Origin of the sequence: Pseudomonas fluorescens (assembly GCF_900636825.1) — a bacterium.
GTDB lineage: Bacteria > Pseudomonadota > Gammaproteobacteria > Pseudomonadales > Pseudomonadaceae > Aquipseudomonas > Aquipseudomonas fluorescens_BG.
The window spans coordinates 2,965,256-2,983,625 of record NZ_LR134318.1; the positions used below are offsets into that span (position 1 = coordinate 2,965,256).

Annotated in this window: 11 protein-coding genes and 2 pseudogenes; 6 read left to right on the top strand and 7 right to left on the bottom strand. The window is 51.1% G+C overall.

All coding sequences use genetic code 11. The annotated features are described in order from the left end of the window. Positions 1-522 precede the first annotated feature (522 nt). A complete protein-coding gene (locus EL257_RS13435; RefSeq protein ID WP_126363251.1) occupies positions 523-1,077 on the bottom strand; it encodes a hypothetical protein in 555 nt (184 codons plus the stop codon). Positions 1,078-2,200: 1,123 nt separating this feature from the next. On the opposite strand from EL257_RS13435, the gene EL257_RS13440 reads away from it, so the two are divergent. Together EL257_RS13440 and EL257_RS13445 are read left to right on the top strand one after the other, a co-directional pair. Next, on the top strand, positions 2,201-3,481 hold the full coding sequence (locus tag EL257_RS13440) for a tyrosine-type recombinase/integrase (protein ID WP_078833759.1): 1,281 nt from the start codon (positions 2,201-2,203) through the stop codon (positions 3,479-3,481). Between the two features lie 87 nt (positions 3,482-3,568). Beyond that, positions 3,569-4,045, top strand: a complete 477-nt coding sequence (locus EL257_RS13445) for a hypothetical protein (RefSeq protein ID WP_078833758.1) — start codon at positions 3,569-3,571, stop codon at positions 4,043-4,045. Positions 4,046-4,103: 58 nt separating this feature from the next. On the opposite strand, the gene EL257_RS13450 is transcribed toward EL257_RS13445, so the two are convergent. From EL257_RS13450 to EL257_RS13460, 4 genes are all read right to left on the bottom strand, one after another. Continuing rightward, positions 4,104-5,483: a DUF6035 family protein gene (locus tag EL257_RS13450; protein ID WP_092224494.1), complete on the bottom strand. Its 1,380-nt coding sequence runs from the start codon at positions 5,481-5,483 to the stop codon at positions 4,104-4,106. 205 nt (positions 5,484-5,688) lie between these two features. Next, the gene (locus tag EL257_RS13455; RefSeq protein ID WP_126363253.1) at positions 5,689-7,671 is read right to left on the bottom strand and encodes an ATP-binding protein; all 1,983 of its coding nucleotides are present in this window, start codon (positions 7,669-7,671) and stop codon (positions 5,689-5,691) included. A 184-nt stretch (positions 7,672-7,855) separates the two neighbouring features. Next, entirely contained in the window at positions 7,856-8,425 is a 570-nt protein-coding gene (locus EL257_RS28420; RefSeq protein ID WP_419866623.1) for a DUF6710 family protein, read from the bottom strand. After that, positions 8,409-9,701 (bottom strand): DDE-type integrase/transposase/recombinase, encoded by a 1,293-nt coding sequence (locus tag EL257_RS13460; RefSeq protein WP_126363255.1) that lies wholly within the window; start codon positions 9,699-9,701, stop codon positions 8,409-8,411. The genes EL257_RS28420 and EL257_RS13460 overlap by 17 nt, the downstream gene beginning before the upstream one ends. Before the next feature lie 561 nt (positions 9,702-10,262). Here EL257_RS13460 and EL257_RS28425 point away from each other — a divergent pair. The 4 genes and pseudogenes from EL257_RS28425 (at position 10,263) to EL257_RS13480 (ending at position 15,922) form a co-directional block, all read left to right on the top strand. Then, positions 10,263-11,426 (top strand): annotated as a pseudogene (locus EL257_RS28425) (tyrosine-type recombinase/integrase). Positions 11,427-12,386: 960 nt separating this feature from the next. Next, positions 12,387-12,575: an AbrB/MazE/SpoVT family DNA-binding domain-containing protein gene (locus EL257_RS13470; protein ID WP_126363257.1), complete on the top strand. Its 189-nt coding sequence runs from the start codon at positions 12,387-12,389 to the stop codon at positions 12,573-12,575. A 92-nt stretch (positions 12,576-12,667) separates the two neighbouring features. Continuing rightward, a pseudogene (locus EL257_RS28270) lies at positions 12,668-12,862 on the top strand (hypothetical protein); the annotation flags it as partial. 120 nt (positions 12,863-12,982) lie between these two features. Next, positions 12,983-15,922: a DEAD/DEAH box helicase gene (locus EL257_RS13480; RefSeq protein WP_126363259.1), complete on the top strand. Its 2,940-nt coding sequence runs from the start codon at positions 12,983-12,985 to the stop codon at positions 15,920-15,922. A 467-nt stretch (positions 15,923-16,389) separates the two neighbouring features. On the opposite strand, the gene EL257_RS13485 is transcribed toward EL257_RS13480, so the two are convergent. Both EL257_RS13485 and EL257_RS13490 read right to left on the bottom strand, forming a co-directional pair. Further along, the gene (locus EL257_RS13485) at positions 16,390-17,568 is read right to left on the bottom strand and encodes a hypothetical protein (protein WP_126363261.1); all 1,179 of its coding nucleotides are present in this window, start codon (positions 17,566-17,568) and stop codon (positions 16,390-16,392) included. Positions 17,569-17,631: 63 nt separating this feature from the next. After that, entirely contained in the window at positions 17,632-18,363 is a 732-nt protein-coding gene (locus EL257_RS13490) for a hypothetical protein (protein WP_197722583.1), read from the bottom strand. Between the last annotated feature and the right edge of the window lie 7 nt (positions 18,364-18,370).

Consider the following 18,370-nt stretch of genomic DNA (forward strand, 5'->3'; position numbering starts at 1 on the left):
CGGGTGTGGGCCCTGTGTTTTCCCGAAGTAATATGTCTAGCGTCAACCGTAGGGCGATAGTCAAACGGGGCGTCGAAGTGCTCAGCAAGCCTTTGCCCTCGGCGTTAGTGAGCAGATATGAGGTAGAAAAAATTTAAAGGGGCTACCTGAAGACTGCCGAGATCATTGGGTTTCATAACCCCAAGACAATGGACGGCCGATCAATGTTCTAATAATGCGGAGGGCGCGCACTCTACAAGAAAGGATCAAAGCCAAAAAAGGCTCAGATTCACAAAAAAAGACCGTATCAGATTGACCTCAGATTGCATTCGGTGTGCGCAATGCACTTCTAGGGCGCGTGAGGCGAGGTACCAGCTGGAAGCATTAAGGGGAGGGGGATCAGAAGCGGATGGCGCACCGACTAGAACTGAAGGCACTGGTAGTTGAGCAGGAGCTTGCAAATTTTTGGTTATAACTCGACTAAACGACTATTTAGTATAGTTATATCTTTTTGTTATTTGTGTGGAGTAGGGTGGACGTTAATTAACATGATTTTCCAGCTTTTAGAAGGGCCTGAAAGGCTTCCGCAGTGGCTTGTTCCGCCTCTTTGATTTGGTTTAGGACTGCCATGAGGTGCTGGGAAATTTCTTCTTCTATTGCCGAGTTTGGTAGATCACCTAGCAGGCTCGACATCTTTTTTAGACGATTCACTTGTGAGAATGCGTTCGCAAGCCTGTTGTTGACTGTCTGGCTGAAGATGTCAGCTTTATCTAAGAATTGAGATGGTAGATCGACTGTGATTTTCGACGCTTGAGCAGCTAAATCTTTTCGGGCGTTTTCATCATTTAGCACGTCCAGTAAGTATGTTTGGTCGCTATCAGAAGGCACCACATAGCATCTGAATTTCGCTAACTCTATCTGGGTAGCGCCAACGGGTGATGTCATGATCTGCGCTAAGAGTTTCGCGCTTGCGGCCCGTTCGCGTTTTCTTTGAGCCTTGTCAAAGCTCCAGATAATGAGTGCAATGATTGCTGCAGCAGCCGTTGCGACAGCAGCTACAGCGTCCCAGTCGATTTTCCATTCTGTGCAAATCCACATGCAATTTCTCCGTCAATTGGTGAGGCAACGTTTGTCGGGCGGCATTCAAGCACGCACTGATCAGCATCGCCAAGCTGAAAGCAGGAGGCGCCGTCAGGCTTCAAATCTGACCACCAGAGCCCCCCAGCTCCGTATAGGACGGTACGCATAATGTATATTATGTTAAATGAAGTGCTATGTCAGATCTGTTCATGAGCAGCTTAAGCCACTGATTCGACAAACCAGGCTCTGACGTCCACTCTCTCAACGGGTCATGTGACGGTCGCGCTTTGATGAGACTTTCCCATCCGAAGAGCTCTTCACCCCCGTAAACACTGGGTCTTGGAAGCTGATCCTATTCGGGCATGGGCCTATTTTTGACGAAATGATGAGCCTGGAATTTTAAGCTCGTTCGCCTATATATATGATTTTATTGGCTTTTTGTTCAGGTGGCGTCGTCGGGAGAGCTAACGAAACTTTGAGACTTCCCGGTTCCGCTTCCTGGCCTGCATTCTTGTCAAGAGCACTCACAGCGGGGCTGCAGAGGCATTTGCAGCATTTGTGCGACTTGGTAAGCATCTCGGATTTTGCGCGATTGGAGAGACTAGGTGCTGATCATTCACGGTTCTCCTACGAAAAAATCACGAAAATCGTCTAAATAATTTCAAGAAATTGTCTGGATCTGCAAAAAATGTGAGATGTCGGAAATCGCTGGTGTGCCCATCCCCCCGGATTTCGGAGAGGTCGTGCGTTTATAAAAATTCAGAGACTTTGTCACACCAAGTATACTTTTCAATTAAAACGAGACTGCGTCACAAAGGCTGATCGCACCGTCAATATCAAGATATTAATGCAGTATTAGAAAGGGTTGGCACTCTACCAATTACCATTAAATTAAAATTTGGCAATATTTGGCTAATGACTGGCAATATTATCTTATTTATTTTTATTGGCGCTGCTTATAACTCTGCGCAGTATAAGTCAATGTTTTTCGCATTATAATTCGTGCTTGCTTGGGTGTTGCCACAGCTGCTTTCCAGCTATACCATCGTTGACCTCCCTATCACTTTATCCTTGAGCAGGGCTCAAACTTCCAGTAACTATCAGAACTGGAAGTCTCAATTCCTGGCGTCGGTGATTGAAAATGGCTTTTGACCCAAATCCACTATTTGAAACGTTTGAAGCTTTTTTAGATCAGGATTTTTCGAGTGAAAGTTCATCTATCAATTTTGTGAGTGACTATATCGAAAGTTTCCCCGTTGCACTGTGTGCATCTGCAGGCTACAGAGCCGTGCGTTCGTTCTTGCGCGCATACGAAGGTAGCGAGCAGACTTTCAACTCTTATAGAACCCACGTTGAACGATTACTTCTTTGGGCCCTTATTGTTAGGCATAAATCAATCTTCACCTTAAAGCGTCAAGACGCTGAAGCCTACTTGCAGTTTTGTAGGAATCCACCGACAAATTGGATTGGGTCAGTTACACGGGGTCGCTTCATCGCTAATAAAGATGCTGAAACCGCTGTGGTTTATCCCGTAGTCCCAAATCCAAAATGGAAACCCTTCAGCCAAAAGCTTAGTGCCTTAAACGCCCAGGCTGATGCTGTACAGGTGTATGCGGCTTCCAAAGGAACGATGAATCAAATCTTCTCGGTATGTAGCAGTTTTTATGAGTTTCTCGCCGAAGATAACTTGGTGAGCCTAAACCCGTTCAGACTTGTAAAAAATAAGCGGGATTTCACCGGGAATCTTACTGCCGAAGCTCAAAATCGGGCCTTAACGCCATTGCAATGGGACTACGTACTGGAGACTGCGGAGTCAATGGCTTCGGCTGAGCCGCTTCGACATGAACGTACCCTCTTCATCCTGGCTACACTTTTCGCCATGTATCTTCGGATCTCCGATCTGGTTGGCCGGTCGAACTGGGAGCCTTGCATGGGAGATTTCCGCCAAGACCCTGAAGGCAACTGGTGGTATCACGTGATCGGAAAAGGCAACAAACCAGGAAAAATTGCGGTGCGGGACGAGTATGTTGATCGGTACCTCAGACGCTATCGCACTTTTCTCGGCTTGCCGAACTTACCGGCGGAAAAAGAACGAACTCCTCTACTCACGACGCTGGAAGGCCGAGCGGGCTTGTCTGGACGACAAGTGCGCACCCTCCTCCAGTCCGTTTTCGACAACGCTCTAGCTAAGATGAAGGCTGAGGGACGCGAGGCGTACGAAATGAACAGTCTACGGTCAGCATCAGCCCACTGGCTCAGACATACATCGGCAACATTTGACGCGCCTTTTCGCAAGGCGAAAGACCTGCAGTTAGATCTTCGTCATAGCAACCTCAGCACCACCCAAGACACCTATTACCACTCTCATGATCAAGAGCGTATGCATTCTATCAAGCGCCTGGGTATGAGGGAGCGCGATTGATTTCGTTCCAAGAAACACCAGCAGCTATGTCGACCACACGCGTCTTTCGTGTAACGATCGGGCACTAAACAGCTGTGAGGAAACGTGATGGCTTTCAGCAATGACAACGGCGGTTTCGACTTCGCGTGCTCGGACGCGAAAATGTCAATTGGCGCATCCACTTGGGGCACTCGATTGAGTCAACTTAGCAGCGCCACCGGAGAAATCCTGATCTTGACCCGAGACCTAGCCGATATTGGATACATAACAAAGATTCTGGATAAGCGTCCTCATAATATCTGGATAGTGGCACACACTGACTGCATCAAAGCTGCCCAAGCCCTGAAGGCGGCCAGACCCTGGCTCAGGATCGCGGTGCATCGCGACATTGGGGCTAAAGCCGTTCTGGTTGCCCCTGATACCGTTTGGATCTCCAGTAGCGATTTTGGAAAGACTGGAAAGCTTGAGTCAGCGGTGGGCTTCCATTCACCCAGTCTGTATTCGCAAACCCGTTCGCAGCTCTTCGACAAAGCTTGGCGTGAAGCTCAGGAGCTCATGGATCATCCTGAGATTACGAAAGGTTGATCATAAGGTTACGGCTGTTTTTTCATCGCCGGCGTTGGAGGTTATCGGTGCCCCGCCGTCACCACTCACGCATGTTGATCAGACGTTCCTTAAGCTCCGGTACCAAGAATGCGAATAGACGGTTGTATTGCCGATCGGGCCGATAAGCATCATCCCGAGCTTGCAGCGCAGTGCGGATGATCTGGCGCCGCTTAGCCCAAGTCCCCTTCTTGTCTTGTTCGGCCAATAGCTCGTTCTGTTCAAAGATTTCCAGCGTCCAGCCGAATTGCAGCAGAAAGGGCTTGTAGGAGTCGAAGGCTTGGTTGCTGACATTGAGTAATCGCTCGAATCGATACCCTATCGGTCGACCATAGCGGGCGCTCAGCACTATGGAGACGGCCCCTTGGAATGGATCTGTCCAATGAGAGTTCGGAAGCTTTATATCTGGGTACGTAACTGCCATCCGCTCGCGCAGATCGACCCAGCGTTCCCGGGATTGTGGTGTGTCCTCCCTGCCCAACTCCATCCAGAAAGAATGGAAGTCACGGCGCAGCACATCAGCATTTACGGAGCTTTCCAATACCTCTCTCTGTGACAGGTAATCGTTATAGAACACGAGTTGCTTTTCCGGACTGAACGTCAGGTCATCCAGAAATACTTCAGCCCTCCTCCATTCGTTTACGATTGTACGACCGGTCAATTCCGGCACCGCGTACCAGCATTCAAACGCCATTCGCCCAGTGGCTCTGGAACGCGCCAGCGTCTGATCGTTCACGATGAAAACGTTTAGGTTGTTCAGGAAGAAAATGTCTTCTTCAGCTGTCTTGGTTGAGCTGGGATCAAAACTCTGGAATACCCAGATCATTGCCCCGCCATTAGCTCTGTAAAACTCCCGGCGTCCGACGATCTCAGTTAAAAAAGTGGTCGACAGCTGGACTTCGAACGCGATGCGCTCATTCCCCCTTACGACCTGGACATCCGGCTTGCGCCAAGTGGCACGGTCGGCGACTGGTTGGCCTTTCCAGACCTTCTCCACCAGGGGCTCGCCGCACGATCGATCAGCAATCAGACTGTCGCGAATGATCCCTTTGAGTCGGATGTGGGCCTGGCTTTCCTTCTGCGCGTTGTACTTGATCGCTGTAATCTGAGCGGAGCTGAGCTCACCCTTTGTTGAAATGTCGCATTGAATGAGCCCTTCAATGACTGGGTGATGGCGGAAGTGAAAAAAACGATGTTGTGTACGAACCAGCAACAGAGCGGCCCCGCACAGTTGGCAAACCAACCAAGGCTTGTCTCGATCCAGAATGAACCGAGAAGCTAGCTCCGCCCTATCCTGTATGACCAAGGACAATTCACGGCTTAGGAAACTGCTGATTTCGATGGGCGTTGCGCTGTCCAGATCCATTACATCTGTCAGCTTCATCTGTTCGGTAGGCTGAGCGTATTCTAAGGTGCGCACGAACTCCCTCCCTAAGCACTGTACATGTTGCCGTGCAGAACAAGAACATGATCTGTGCCCAGCTCGTACTTCAAGAGCAGCTTCCCGGTTGCAGCTTGTAGCATGGAAACTCCTTTCTGAATGAACCGACATTCCTTGGCTTCACAGCGTCTCAACTTTTCTGGCTGCGCCGAGACCCACTGCCATAAATGGTCTCGGCTTGAAATCAAACAGCTTCCTTGATTGCCCCATCCTTTGCGTCGTCAGAACTGCATGCGACCAAGTCGAGGTTGACCTGCTCCTGCGTCGACAACACCTTAGACAGGAGCGCGTCCGTGGTGAGATTGTCGTACCTATCCTCCAGAGTTTTCCGTAAACGCATCAGGCGAAGGTTGGCGGTGCTCACCAAAGCGCCATAAGTGGTGGCTCTCACTTGGCCATAGTTACGAGATTCATCACCCACTGTTTTGGACGTACTCACTCCGGCGGCGATCGACTGGCCAACGACCCAAGCCGTGATGAACGGAGAACCGTTGACGTATCCGGATGCGGCAATGTCCTGCACATACCCATCGGCCTGGTTAACCTCTTTTCGATTCAGGTTGAAGCCCCCTTTCTTGAGCTCGATAAGTAGGATGTTCTGCATTTGGGCGACTGAGGCGTCCTGGGGATCAAACTGTTCAATACCCACCAGTTGGGCAGTAGATCGGTCTGGCAGCACTACGATGTCAGGCCGTTTGCGTTCGTTAATGAACGAGGCGTCGCCCTCCCCCCAGAGCTGCTTCGCCACGCTTTTCAATGTCATGTTCGAGCAATACTCCATGGACTCGAACTCTGGCCCGAACAACCAGCGCGATCGTAGGATCAACGGATGCAGTGTATGGAGCTCGTCTGTCTCTGGATCTTCGGCCAACCTGGTGATGGCTTCGATGACGCTGAGCCGGCCATCAATCTCATCGAGCACACGCAAGGCGTCCTTGACCGACCAGTCTGCCAAAAGGGAATCCAAGCCCTCAATATCCGTCGCAGGCAGATTGGCCAATTTTTGAAGCAAGGATGCCCCGCTCTTGGATTTCTCCAGGTTGATCACTGCTTTTACGGCCGTGGCGAGAAACTCCGGAGAGACCATCGGGTGCGCTTGTGCCACAGCCTTTGTGAAGGCTGTGACCTCAAGTTGAGCGCCGTGCCCTAATGATTTGAGCTCTGACCGGTTCTGTACCAAGGCGTCTTCTGAAGTGGCTTCAACCACCTCGGTCGCCAATTCGTCTGCTACCTTGCCGATGCAATCCGCAGCGGCCTTGAACAGCTCCTCAACGACAGGCGTCGATTGAAATCCTGTCCAATCCTGGATCACTTGGTCTTCAAACCCCTGGGTGTCGACGATGACCTTATAGCGCTTAGCGAATCGTGTGCGGCCATCAAAGTTTGCGACCTGGCCGATGACCCACGAGGGGTTGCCTACGAGTCGGTGCTCAACCCAAAAGGCCACGCCTTGGTGGATGGACGAGTGGTTCTGCTGTGTGGAGTCGATGACAATGACTTTTGCTGTCCGGCCATCACTCAGTTCGAGGTTATGCGTACGAGCATGCTGCTCAAGCTTTGCCAAGGTCAGAGGTGTGCCATTAACTCGAATCTGAAAGCCCGGGTCATGGATGAATCTTGCTGCAAGGACTGTAATGATTTCATTCGCGTCCGGCAGCTTTCGGGTGACTGACACCGACAAGCGTGTACCGGAGCCTTCACGTTGGCCAAACTCCTCGGAGCGCACCACGAAAGGACTAGGCCCTGACTCCGTTCCTACAGTGAACGTACTCAGTTTGCCGTCACGCCAAGTTTCCACCTGGTATTCATCACCGAAGCAAAGAAGCCCATGCCGGCCAACTCCATTGCGGCCATAGGCTTTCCTGAATCTGGCGCTCTTGCCCTTGGGAAATTCGACCTTGAAACTTTGATGCTTGAGGCGATTGTACCGAAGCGTCATCCATCGCTTGCTGAACTGCTGGGCCGACATTCCGTGACCGTCGTCGACCACCGTCAGCGTTCCGCCAGGCTCAGAGGGTAGAAACAAGTCAACTTTGCTTGCGCCGGCATCCCACGCGTTAGCCACTAGCTCAGTAAGAGCCACCTGTGGCACATGCGCGACGGGGCCCAACTCGCGGAGAAGATAGTCCTCCTCAAACAACGACAGGTGACGGGTTTGGTCGGACATCAATTTCCTCCATGGATTGGTGCTTCCGGGCCATTGGCTCTAGCACTGCGTATTTCAGCAATCCTACCCCATTGGAATGCTAAGCAGAATCTAGATAGAGCACCTTCTAAATACCTCATCGCGATGTCTACAGCGGCAGACGATCAAGCTCCCACAGCGATTCTCGATGGTTTCAATGCAGCCTTCACGAGTGTTGTGCACCCATAAGCCTACCAATCTCAAAAACTGCAGCGCGCCTTACGTCGGTAACAGCCTCGACCTTCTCTCCATTGTCCGTTTCGTAGAAATACGCCCCGTCGCAGTGAAGGCTGTCCAAGAGGTGACTCATGTCGTACACCTTTTCAGGGATGACCTCACCCTCTCCAGCCAGAATCCCTGCAGCGATCGAGTGATTCCCTCCATATACAAAACCGATACCCCAAGGTAACCAAAGATGCACACTATGATTATCGTCCTGAACCCACGGCCCTTGATAGTTACGGCTGTAGGGCCTTGTAGATGTCTGGCTCATGGCGACGGGTGCTTTGGCGGAGCCAATAGTCGCCAGAGCTGAAACGTAACCTCGGAGACTCCATGGCCATGGAAGCACGATATCCCGGGAAAGCTTGAGGACGTACTGGTTTTGGGGAAGTGGTCGGCCAAGCCAGCGAGATCCAGAGGTGGAGAATAATCTGTCGCGCACGGCTGATCCAAAGAACCAAGCACCATCAAGGTTTGGCAGCGCGTCTTGACCACGTTCAGCTACCGCTAGCAGATGTTCGGACTGAAGCGTGAAAAACTCTCCCTAAAATCTTAATGCCACAAGGGTGAATCTTCTTCACTTCTTCAGGATAAAAATCTATCCTAAAGAAATCCTCCTCCGCTGCAGCAATAGTTTTGGGTGCGTCATGCGACTCGTAATATTCATTCCACTTGTCGAACGGGGACATTTTCAAAGCGGAGTGCACTGTGCCATGATATGTATTGATGGAATGCACTAAAAGTTCTCGAACCTCGCTAAAATTCAGAGCCGCTTTCTTCTCACTGGACTGGCCTCTTCGTTCGATTGCATTAGAGTAAGTAGTACCCCGATAAAAATGAACGCGCGTAGTCATCATTGTCCCAATCAGTCGTTCTACATGTCCACCCTGATGTTTTTTACCAATATCCCGATGATGTACCCCTATACCGTACATCGCGCATGCCGTGTGCAGCAGCTCTGTCCAAAACTCCTTTGCATTATCCATATGGATTGCCTTCATTACGCCATGCATAGGAAGCATGTCAGTGCGCATGTTGAGACGGCTAAGCAAATTTTGCTTTGGTAGTACAGCATTCGCAATCAGCATCGCGACTGTCATACTACTTGGCGGCAGTAGTGCGATATGAAACCCTACCACGGCGCGCGTAAATACATCGATTGCGAAACTTACCCAAGGCCTACCAATAATAACCGTAGGGTCTTCACTATCAACGACAAGTACATCCATGAGAGTGTGGTCAAGCTGCACCCACTCCAAAGGACTTTTGCATGGATATAATCCAGGCTTGGCACCGTAGATCTGCGCGGCTGCTTCAGCCCCTAACCGCTTTCGATCAATATCCCGTTGTTTCTTGTTCTCTTTAATCCAGCGCCGCACGGTGTGGTAGCTCGGACAGGCAACATTCTCGGTATCAGCCACTGCTTGAATCTGTCTCCAAACCTCGGCGTAGGTAGCGGCTGCCCCTTGAAAATGCTTATCAAATTTATCGCTGAAAATTCGTTCCAGCTTTATTGATATTGGCTGAGCGCCGACCTTTCTCCCTCGAGATAGCCGTCTTGCTCCCTCAATACTCCCTTTCATGGCTATGCGTTTGCACAGCCTATGAAACTGAGCAGGACTCAGCCCAAGTCTGAGCATCGCAGTTTTTCTATCGATCAGGTTGCTTTTGTAATCTTGTACTACATTATAACGCTCAGCCGCCAATCTAAGTTCATACAGCTCTTTCGTTGACGACTGCGAGTTGGGCCGCTTACTCCCTGAATCATTCATTCTGTCATTGAACCCCACGCACTTCGTTCTGATCTGATGCGGAGCGATAATAGACTTCCAGTAAAGAAAGGCAAGAATTTTCGTAACTTTTTTTAATTAATTAAGTATTGTCATTTATATATAGCGAGAATTGTATTTATATATACTAATTGTTTTTAACTTGAATGACGTATTGCCCCGCCGAGGCTTTCCGGGGCAGAGGCCTATAGGGGTGACAATTTGCTTGATATGTTTTGACGTTGTATTGTCAATTATGACTGGCAACAGGCTTTGATTAAGGAGTTAATATCTAAAAGGCGTGAAATCCGCTGACTTCGAATTTCTTGCAGATTTGGCGACTCACGGTGTTCGTCGCAGGGCGCAACGTTTCCCTCTAGCCGAATTATGGTGTAGTAAATGTGAGACTTCGTGTATTTTTATGCAGATATAGTGCGACTACGTGCAAGTGAGGTCTCACCAATTGAAAAAAATTAAGATTTTCTATATAGAATCAGTAGGTTACCCGAGTCTCTTCAATTCGCGACCGTCACAGGTCATGTCACCATGTTCATGGCAAGTCCTTCATTGAGGTAGCTGCCAATGAAGCTGGTTCAGTGCCGTGACTCTTCTGATCAGCGTGTACCGCTGCTTGTGCAGGATGGTCAGGGCGGCGCCATTGCCCAAGCTAGTGCCATTCTTCTACGTCCAGCTCAAGCTCAGGCATCGTGCATACAACACCGCCGCAGCGCACCTGCGTGCGATCCAGGCTTTCTACACCTATGCCAAAACCCGAGATCTGGATATTGATGAGGCCATCTTGGCCTGTCACTTTGAGGCGATTCTGGCGTTATTGGACGGTTACGCCATCTGGCTCCAAAGCGGCCGTCACGCCGACAACCTGATCGCCCGAATCGGCACGCGTGCTCGTCAAACTCAACCACCCTGGCAAACATCGAGGTGGCATTTGCAGATGTCGCCGACGTGATTGAACGGCGCTTTGAGAGCCATATCATCAATGTTCGTCCCGACCGCACTCGTTACCGCAGCCTGACAGATACCCAACTCCAGGTCATTCGCACACTGATTCGCCCGGGCGCCGCGGAGAATCCGTTTCCGGAACGATTGCAGTTGCGCAATTGGCTAATGATTGAATTGCTGCTGGAGACCGGTATCCGTCGCGGAGAGCTTCTGAAACTCTACACCACGGATATCAATCAGGGTTCTCAGCATGCCTATGTCAGCATCAATGACCGCGAACGTGACCCAGGCGACCCGCGTGCTGAAGAGCCTGCGCTGAAAACCCACGGACGGACAGTAGGTATCTCTGCACAGTTGTATGAGGTCTACGAGCACTATATCCAGGGCGAACGGCCCTCTGCGTGACCGCAAACCGATGAAATTGCTGTACCGCTATCTGTTCATCTCTGACCGAGGCCGCCCGCTGTCGATTCGCGCGTTGTCTAACGTCCTCGATCGGCTGTTTCTGAACATTGAACTGGCTCATCCGGGGTTGTTGCCTAACTTTCTGCGCATGACTTTCGCCACACCTTCGCCGACCGTTTCTTGGCTTACTTTGTCGAGAAGCGTGGGCATGACCTGGAGCGTGCCACGGACGAACTCCGACGAGTCTGCGGCTGGTCTAAAACTTCGGCAATGCCACGCCGTTATGCAAGTCGTTATCTAGCCGAGTCGGCTAACCGCCATAACGCCCAGCGCGCCTCGGCAGCCTGGAGCCGATTTGACAGTTTAGGAGGTACGTCGTGACCAAATCATCCGATCAAGAACACGCGTCACCCTCCTCCTCTTTGCCGGCTTACGTATTCGATAATGATTTTGTATCACCCCCTGATCCTATAGCCGCTGCGACACGCAGCTTTGGGTCGAAAGCGGCTTTTATCGCAAGCGGGCGGCTGCACTAGGAGCTTCGCTGAATAGCGTGGGAGTAAATCTCCTCGGCTGCGTCCCTATGGAGTGAAAGCGAAGGATAGAAGTGAATCTCGTGCTGAAACTCTGGCCATTGACCAGATTGCTGCCTGCATAGAAACGCGACTTCAGCCTCTACTGTTTCCAATTCTCGTAGAGTCGTGGGTTTTCCTTCGTGTTCAGCAGTCCAAACGCTCAGAGCCAGTCTGTGCCTCAGATTCTTCCACTTGTACCCATGGTAGCCGCCTTTGCCCTTCGCTCGGAAACCAAAAGAAAGGCGCGATGACATTGATTGTGACGCTATCCCTACGTAAAGGAGTTTGCCGGCTGCTGACAACGTGTACAGCTTTGGATGCTGACTTGTACTCGCGGGCTTCGAGAATTTGCATGCCACTCCGTCCAACAAAAGGCGGTATGGTCCCTCGTCAAACAACTCAAGGTGATATATCTGTGGGGACCGTAGTTTCATGTGAAAAGGCTCCAAGCTTCTGGGTGTATCGGCGCCGGATTGCAAAGCGCAGAGGGCATCAACAAGCGCAAGGTCTTGGCTTTACTCCCCCTTGTTTGTCTAGCAGGTGATGTAGGTGAGCACAAGAAACGATGACTATGGTTTCTGCTTCTAATTCTTGCAACTGATTTAAGGGTCACTTTCGGCCATATGTGACCGGAAGCTTTGGGTCGATTTCTGCCCTTGGTGACGGGCAGAAACCGGCCAAGAGAAGTCATCACCAGTCAGCAGCACGCTTCAACCGGCAAAGATATTGCGAGCATAATGAGTCATCCCCGCATGTGAGTAACATCATGACCGAAGCCCAACGCTGGACAGTGAAATGCCAAGATCCTGCGGATGGAAGTGGCGACGTCATCGTCGACTTGCCACCTGAACTACTCGCCAGTTTGGGATTGAGCGTCGGCGACGTACTGACCACAGAAGTGATCGACGGCGCGATCGTTCTGACGCCGAAGTCGAACCACTCAGCTACACCCTGAATCGAACTGGCGCGCTTTACCTAGTCTTCAAACGGGCATACGCGAACAGCACATCTGAGCGGTAACGATCGGACTAAACGACAGGTCATGTCATAGATGTTCATGAGCCGTCTAAACCACTGATTCGACAAACATTCATCTGCGTCCAACTCAAGCTCAGGCACCGTGCATACAACACAGCCGCAGCGCACCTACGTGCTATCCAGGCTTTTTACACCTATGCCAAAAGTCGAGATCTGGATATCGATGACACCATCTTGGCCTGCCACTTTGAGGCGATTCTGGCTGGCCCATATCCGAAAGGTGATTGGCAGTCCTCTGAGGATGGACAACTCATGCCATTGCTGGAGGCGTGCTACCATATCGCCACCCCACCCTAGCAGCCACTCTGCCTTCAGGTAATTGCCATGGACGACGTAGTAATAACGCATTCGGATGTGTACCAGAGCTGGCAAGACCATCTCTTCAATTTCAGTCTTGACGACCCCGCGACAAAAGCACCTGGGCTACGAAAGCCGCAACTTGCTGCGCTCTACGCAACCCTCGGTCATCTGGTAGTTGATCCCTACTCTACCGCAACCGTGGTAATGCCAACGGGCACCGGGAAGACCGACACCATGCTTGCGCTGGTAATCGCCGCAAGAATGGCAAGAACGCTAGTCCTAGTTCCTTCGGATGCCCTCAGGACTCAACTGGTGGGTAAGTGCACGGAGATGAAGACGCTTCGTACAGTGGGCGCTGTGTCTGACACAGCGCGCAATCCAATCGTTGCTGCCATCTGCTCGAAAATGTCTGAGGTCGCGGTTGCTGAACTGGCATACGCGAACATCATTGTGGCTACTCCCCAAGCCTTGTTACTGTTCGACGAGGCCGCGCTAGGCATGTTGGTGGAAACATGCAGCCACCTTATGATCGATGAGGCCCACCACGTTGCCGCGATCAGCTGGAGTCGAATCAAAACAGCCTTCAAGGGTAAACCCTGTATCCAATTTACGGCTACGCCATTTCGAGAGGATGGCTTGGCCCTGGAAGGCAAGATCATCTATAACTACCCTCTTCGGGACGCCCAGCTCGATGGCTATTTCAAAGGCATCGAGTTTCACCCGGTGCGAGAATACAACCTGGATCTGTCCGATCAGGCCATTGCTGACAAGGCTGTTGAGTTGCTTAGGGCAGACCTACAGGCTGGATACGACCATCTGATGCTGGTACGGGCCAAATCTCAAAAACGTGCAACAGACCTTTTTGAGATCTATAAGCAGCACGCCGACCTGTCTCCCGTCCTGATCCACAGTAAGGTACCGAACCAGGCCAAGGTTCTGGGTGAGATCGTCAAGAAAAAATATCGGATCATTGTCTGTGTCGACATGCTTGGCGAAGGTTTCGATCTGCCAGAACTGAAAATCGCCGCAATTCATGACCAACACCGCAGTCCAGCTGTCACGCTCCAGTTCATTGGCCGGCTGACAAGGGTTGATGCTGCTTTAGGGGACGCCAAGTTCGTTGCCAATATCGCCAATCAGAAGACTGACCATCAGATGGCAGCGCTCTACAAAGAGAGTGCCGACTGGGGGGCAGTTATCCGTGACGTGAGCCAGGAAAAAGTCACCCATGAAATCGAGAAGGAAGTCTTCACCGAGCAGTTTACCGATGGTGATGATGCGCATGTGATTTTCGGGCTCAACCCAAACCCCAAAATTAGCGCGGTGGCTTATCACATTTCTGCCGAGCAGTGGAAACCTGAGCGAGCGCGCAGCCTTGACGGGCGCAGGGAGGCGCTCCACTACATTTCGATCAACGACGAAGCCGATACGGTCATTGCGGTGACACGGCGAGAAACGTTGGTTGGATGGGCGCAAACCGAGGAAATCGTCGATACCAACTGGGTCTTGTACCTAGCTTTCTTCAATGAAGCCCAGAAAACCCTATTCATCCATACCTCTGGCGATGACAGCCAGGCAACACGCTTTTTGAATCTTGTGGCCAAAGAGCCTCGTCGCATCCATGGTGAACCAGTCTTCCGCACACTTCACGATATCAAACTCATGAAACTGCAGAACGTAGGTTTATCGCGTGCCCGTAAAGATCTTCGGTTCACGATGCATGTAGGGCGCGATATCAACCAGGTGATCAGCGACATTGAGAAAGGTAACGCCAAGAAATCCAATATTTTCGCGACAGGATTCGAGGGGGGAGAACGAACGACCGTGGGCTGCTCGCACAAAGGCAAGATCTGGGAAATGAACTCCTCCGCAATCAATTACTGGGTCGAGTGGTGCAGACACATTTCGGTCAAGCTCAACGATGCAACGATAGACCCGGGCGACGTGCTCAAAAATGTCATGCGTGCTGAAAAAATTGAAGACGCTTGGCCGAGGGGGCTTTTTTACGCGGACTGGCCTGAGTCTATCGCGATCGAGAACGAGCAAAAGATCGCTCTGTATTTCCAGGGGGAAAGCTTCAACCTGCTGGATGTCGAGCTAGGTAAACCTGAGTACGAGGATGCGCTGACCTTGGCCATCCCGGTATATGTTGCCGGCGTCGACGACGAAGAACGTCGCCTCACGACAATCTCCATCAAACTGCTGGAGGACGGGTACAAAACGTCCTGCCCTGGCTTGAAAATTCTTTTTTCCCAAGAGATGCCATTTGATTCTTATCTAGATGCGGAGCCGCTTGTCCTGTTACGAGTAGACGGGTCAATGGTTTATGGGAACTACCGCCATTACTCACCCAACAGTGTGGACGTCAGATTGCCTGTAGGCCTGCTCGAACCGTGGAATTGGGGGGCAACAAAAATTAACCAAGAATCCATGCGGGCGGAGCAACGCATGGACACCGTGCAAGGTTTCACCTACGGCAAAATTGTTGACGAGTACACAATCGTTTTCAACGATGATGGGAAGGGGGAAATTGCTGACTTGGTCGCAATTCGTGAAAGCAAAGATGCTATCTACATCGACCTCTACCACTGCAAGTACTGCCCTCAGACGGATGGGGTGGCCGCGCCCAGGGCTCGCGTCAGTGACGTCTATGAGGTGTGCGGGCAAGCCTCCAGATCAGCGAAATGGCTATCCACCGGCGAAAAATTCTTTGATCGATTGATGGATCGCTACCAACAATCGCTTCCCAAAGGCTTCGATAGAATCCTCAAAGGAACACCACACGAGCTGGAGATACTGCGCAATAAATGTCACGACCACGAGCTGATTTTCAAGTTTGTGATCGTACAGCCAGCGATCTCAAGTCAGAAAATATCGAACGAGCAGCTGGCTGTCTTAGGAACGAGCTATTCATACATCAAGAGCATTTCAGGATCGGACATAAAGGTAATCGTTAGCCCATAGCGCTTTGCTGTCAGCGGAGCTGTCAAAGCCGCGCTGACATCACGTCGAATACCTACGCCCTGCCTCCTCGGTTAGCAATCAGCGAGTGCATGCAAGGCCATACAAAAAACGCCCCTCACGACGGAAAATCCATACCCCGCGTGCCATCGGACGATCTTGAACTTCCTTTCGAGGTTCTGGACGGCGATTTGATGATCGGATTGTTTGGCGAGCTTCACTACGAATAGGCCAGACAGGTGAACGGGTGTGGGCAGCTTGCGCCACGGCGTGAAATGTCTGCGGCCACATGGCGAATCACGAAACAAGCTTCTTGGGAGAATGCTTTCGCCGGTTACCCCAACGACGCCTCAAGCCTGATCGTGATTCCGGGCTTGGAATGTGGAACAACAGGTTCTCAACTGCCGCCCGAAACTTGGCATGGGGCGCTCAATCATGCACCCAGGCCTGGAACTTCATCAGCCAGCAGCTCACAAAAGGCCGGGCAGCAGAATCTTCAGCTGAAGGAAAACAAACCATACGAAGCAGCCTCCGCTGGCCAAGAACAAGCTGATAAGTACAAACCGACTTAATGGGCGCATCGTGTTTTGCCACTGCGCGATAATTCGAGTGAATGTCAGCGCAGAGGCGTCGGTGCGAAACAGATAGATGAGCCCTTCTGCATAGGCAGACACCATCAGATTTCGATGCGTCGGTAGCTCCGAGTGGAAATCCAGCGAGCCGTCAAACCAGCGCACCACTAAATCGCCCTCCTTGCCTACCTTAGCCATTTTCACCTCGCTCCCATTCATGACACTCAAATGGATGTTACGCAAAGGTGTATTGAGTGGGCAAATTCGGTGTCCCGGCATGAGTTCCTGGAACTCGTTCGGCTTGGAATCCTCTCGCCAGATCGTTGTAGATGTCAGCTGGGCGTACTCATAAAGTGCATACTCTATCCGTGCGGATGCGAATTCACCAAAGCCACCGTAGGCTGGAATGTCACCACGCCGAGTGATTTCAAGCGCAAGCTGATGTTTACTGGACTCTGGCTTGATTATACCCGTATCCAGTTCATAGGGCTTAACGCTCCACCAGCGTCGTAATTCATCCTCAACGAGCGCGAGCAACCAGCGCCGCGCTTCGACGCCAAGGTACTCATCCTTCCCAGCAAGTGTTCGTTTTAGCAGAACCGGACATTTCCACTCGAACCAAATTACCGCCAACAAGTAGAAGCCCCCGCCGATCAGCAACCAGCTCAAAGGCCCGACCGCTGACTCTGCACCTTTCAGCGGGGGAGCAGCCTGAAGGAATGCGGCAACCAAACCTCCCACCGTTGCGAGCTTGATACCGGCGCCAGACTTCATCCGCGACCAGAACGACCAACTCGTCATTTGTCGAAACCGGTGATACGCCATTTCCTGGCGCGTGTTGCGTCGCTCGGCCAGGGCGGGCCTGTAGACCTCTTCATTCGGGAGTTCATCGCAAAACCAGGAAATCCAGCTGAACTCAAACCGCTTCTCCCGACGCTTGTAACGACGGTGCTCTTTTTCCGATTCCGCTATCCGCCGGCTCATCTCATCGGTGAGCACGAAGGCCTTTTTAGGCTTGATTGAGTCGTTTTGGTTGTTTTGGTTTTCAGGTTCTGTTGGTTGGTTTTCAGCTGACAATGTGCTGCTCCTTGTCTGTTTGCTTCCTCGGGCTGTGAAAGCAGGCGGTTCACAGCAAGCAAGTTAACGAACCAGATCAATGTCCTTGGCGTATACGAAGCCTTCGGTGGTGGTGATTGGTACGTTGGACGGGCTGCAAAAAACGTCGTGTTTGCCAATGTTATTTTCAGCACGATAAGACCAGTCGAGCTCCTGGATTACCTTCTTTTCGCGAAGCTCTGGGATTTCTCGGCATTTGTCTGCAATAGTATTCGTAATGTTGAAAACGAATTTGTACATATCGAATCCGAGTTCGTAGACCCTTCCGTCAAGCCTTAGGCTAGGCTTTTGGCAGAACATTTCGAGGTCTTTCATGAGATTTGCGGCGTAGTCGAAGATCTCAGCGATATCACTCATTTCCCTCTGCACGAATCGCAACTTGGCTTTGTAATTTTTGTTTTTTTCGTCAGGTATCGTGTTATCGATAAATGATTTCACGCTTTTTGCGAGCACTTCTAGTGGTATTAGAAGGTGTTGCGAATGGCTAACGAGAACATTTTCCTCGACCTTGACATGGAGACGAATTTCGTCGACGTCGCCGACATGGTGAAAATAGTTTCTGACAATCCGGAGCATTTTGAATTCTGGAGCAGTTTTGATGCTGCAGTTGAATAGCTCAAGCAGCTTATCAGCCGTAGAGTGGAGGTTATTCAGGTAGGTAAACAGCGTGTTGATGTCCCGCTCTTCAGAATGCCGGATGTCCAACAGTTCGCGCTGGCTGTGAAAATACCGATCAATAAACGTGTACTTCTCCATGTGGCTA

What these genes read in the sequence shown, in the direction of transcription:
- EL257_RS13440 (WP_078833759.1), top strand. Translation starts at nt 2,201, where the DNA reads ATGGCTTTTGACCCAAATCCACTATTTGAAACGTTTGAAGCTTTTTTA.
- EL257_RS13480 (WP_126363259.1), top strand. Translation starts at nt 12,983, where the DNA reads ATGGACGACGTAGTAATAACGCATTCGGATGTGTACCAGAGCTGGCAA.
- EL257_RS13470 (WP_126363257.1), top strand. Translation starts at nt 12,387, where the DNA reads ATGACCGAAGCCCAACGCTGGACAGTGAAATGCCAAGATCCTGCGGAT.
- EL257_RS13490 (WP_197722583.1), bottom strand. Translation starts at nt 18,363, where the DNA reads ATGGAGAAGTACACGTTTATTGATCGGTATTTTCACAGCCAGCGCGAA.
- EL257_RS13435 (WP_126363251.1), bottom strand. Translation starts at nt 1,077, where the DNA reads ATGTGGATTTGCACAGAATGGAAAATCGACTGGGACGCTGTAGCTGCT.
- EL257_RS13455 (WP_126363253.1), bottom strand. Translation starts at nt 7,671, where the DNA reads ATGTCCGACCAAACCCGTCACCTGTCGTTGTTTGAGGAGGACTATCTT.
- EL257_RS13445 (WP_078833758.1), top strand. Translation starts at nt 3,569, where the DNA reads ATGGCTTTCAGCAATGACAACGGCGGTTTCGACTTCGCGTGCTCGGAC.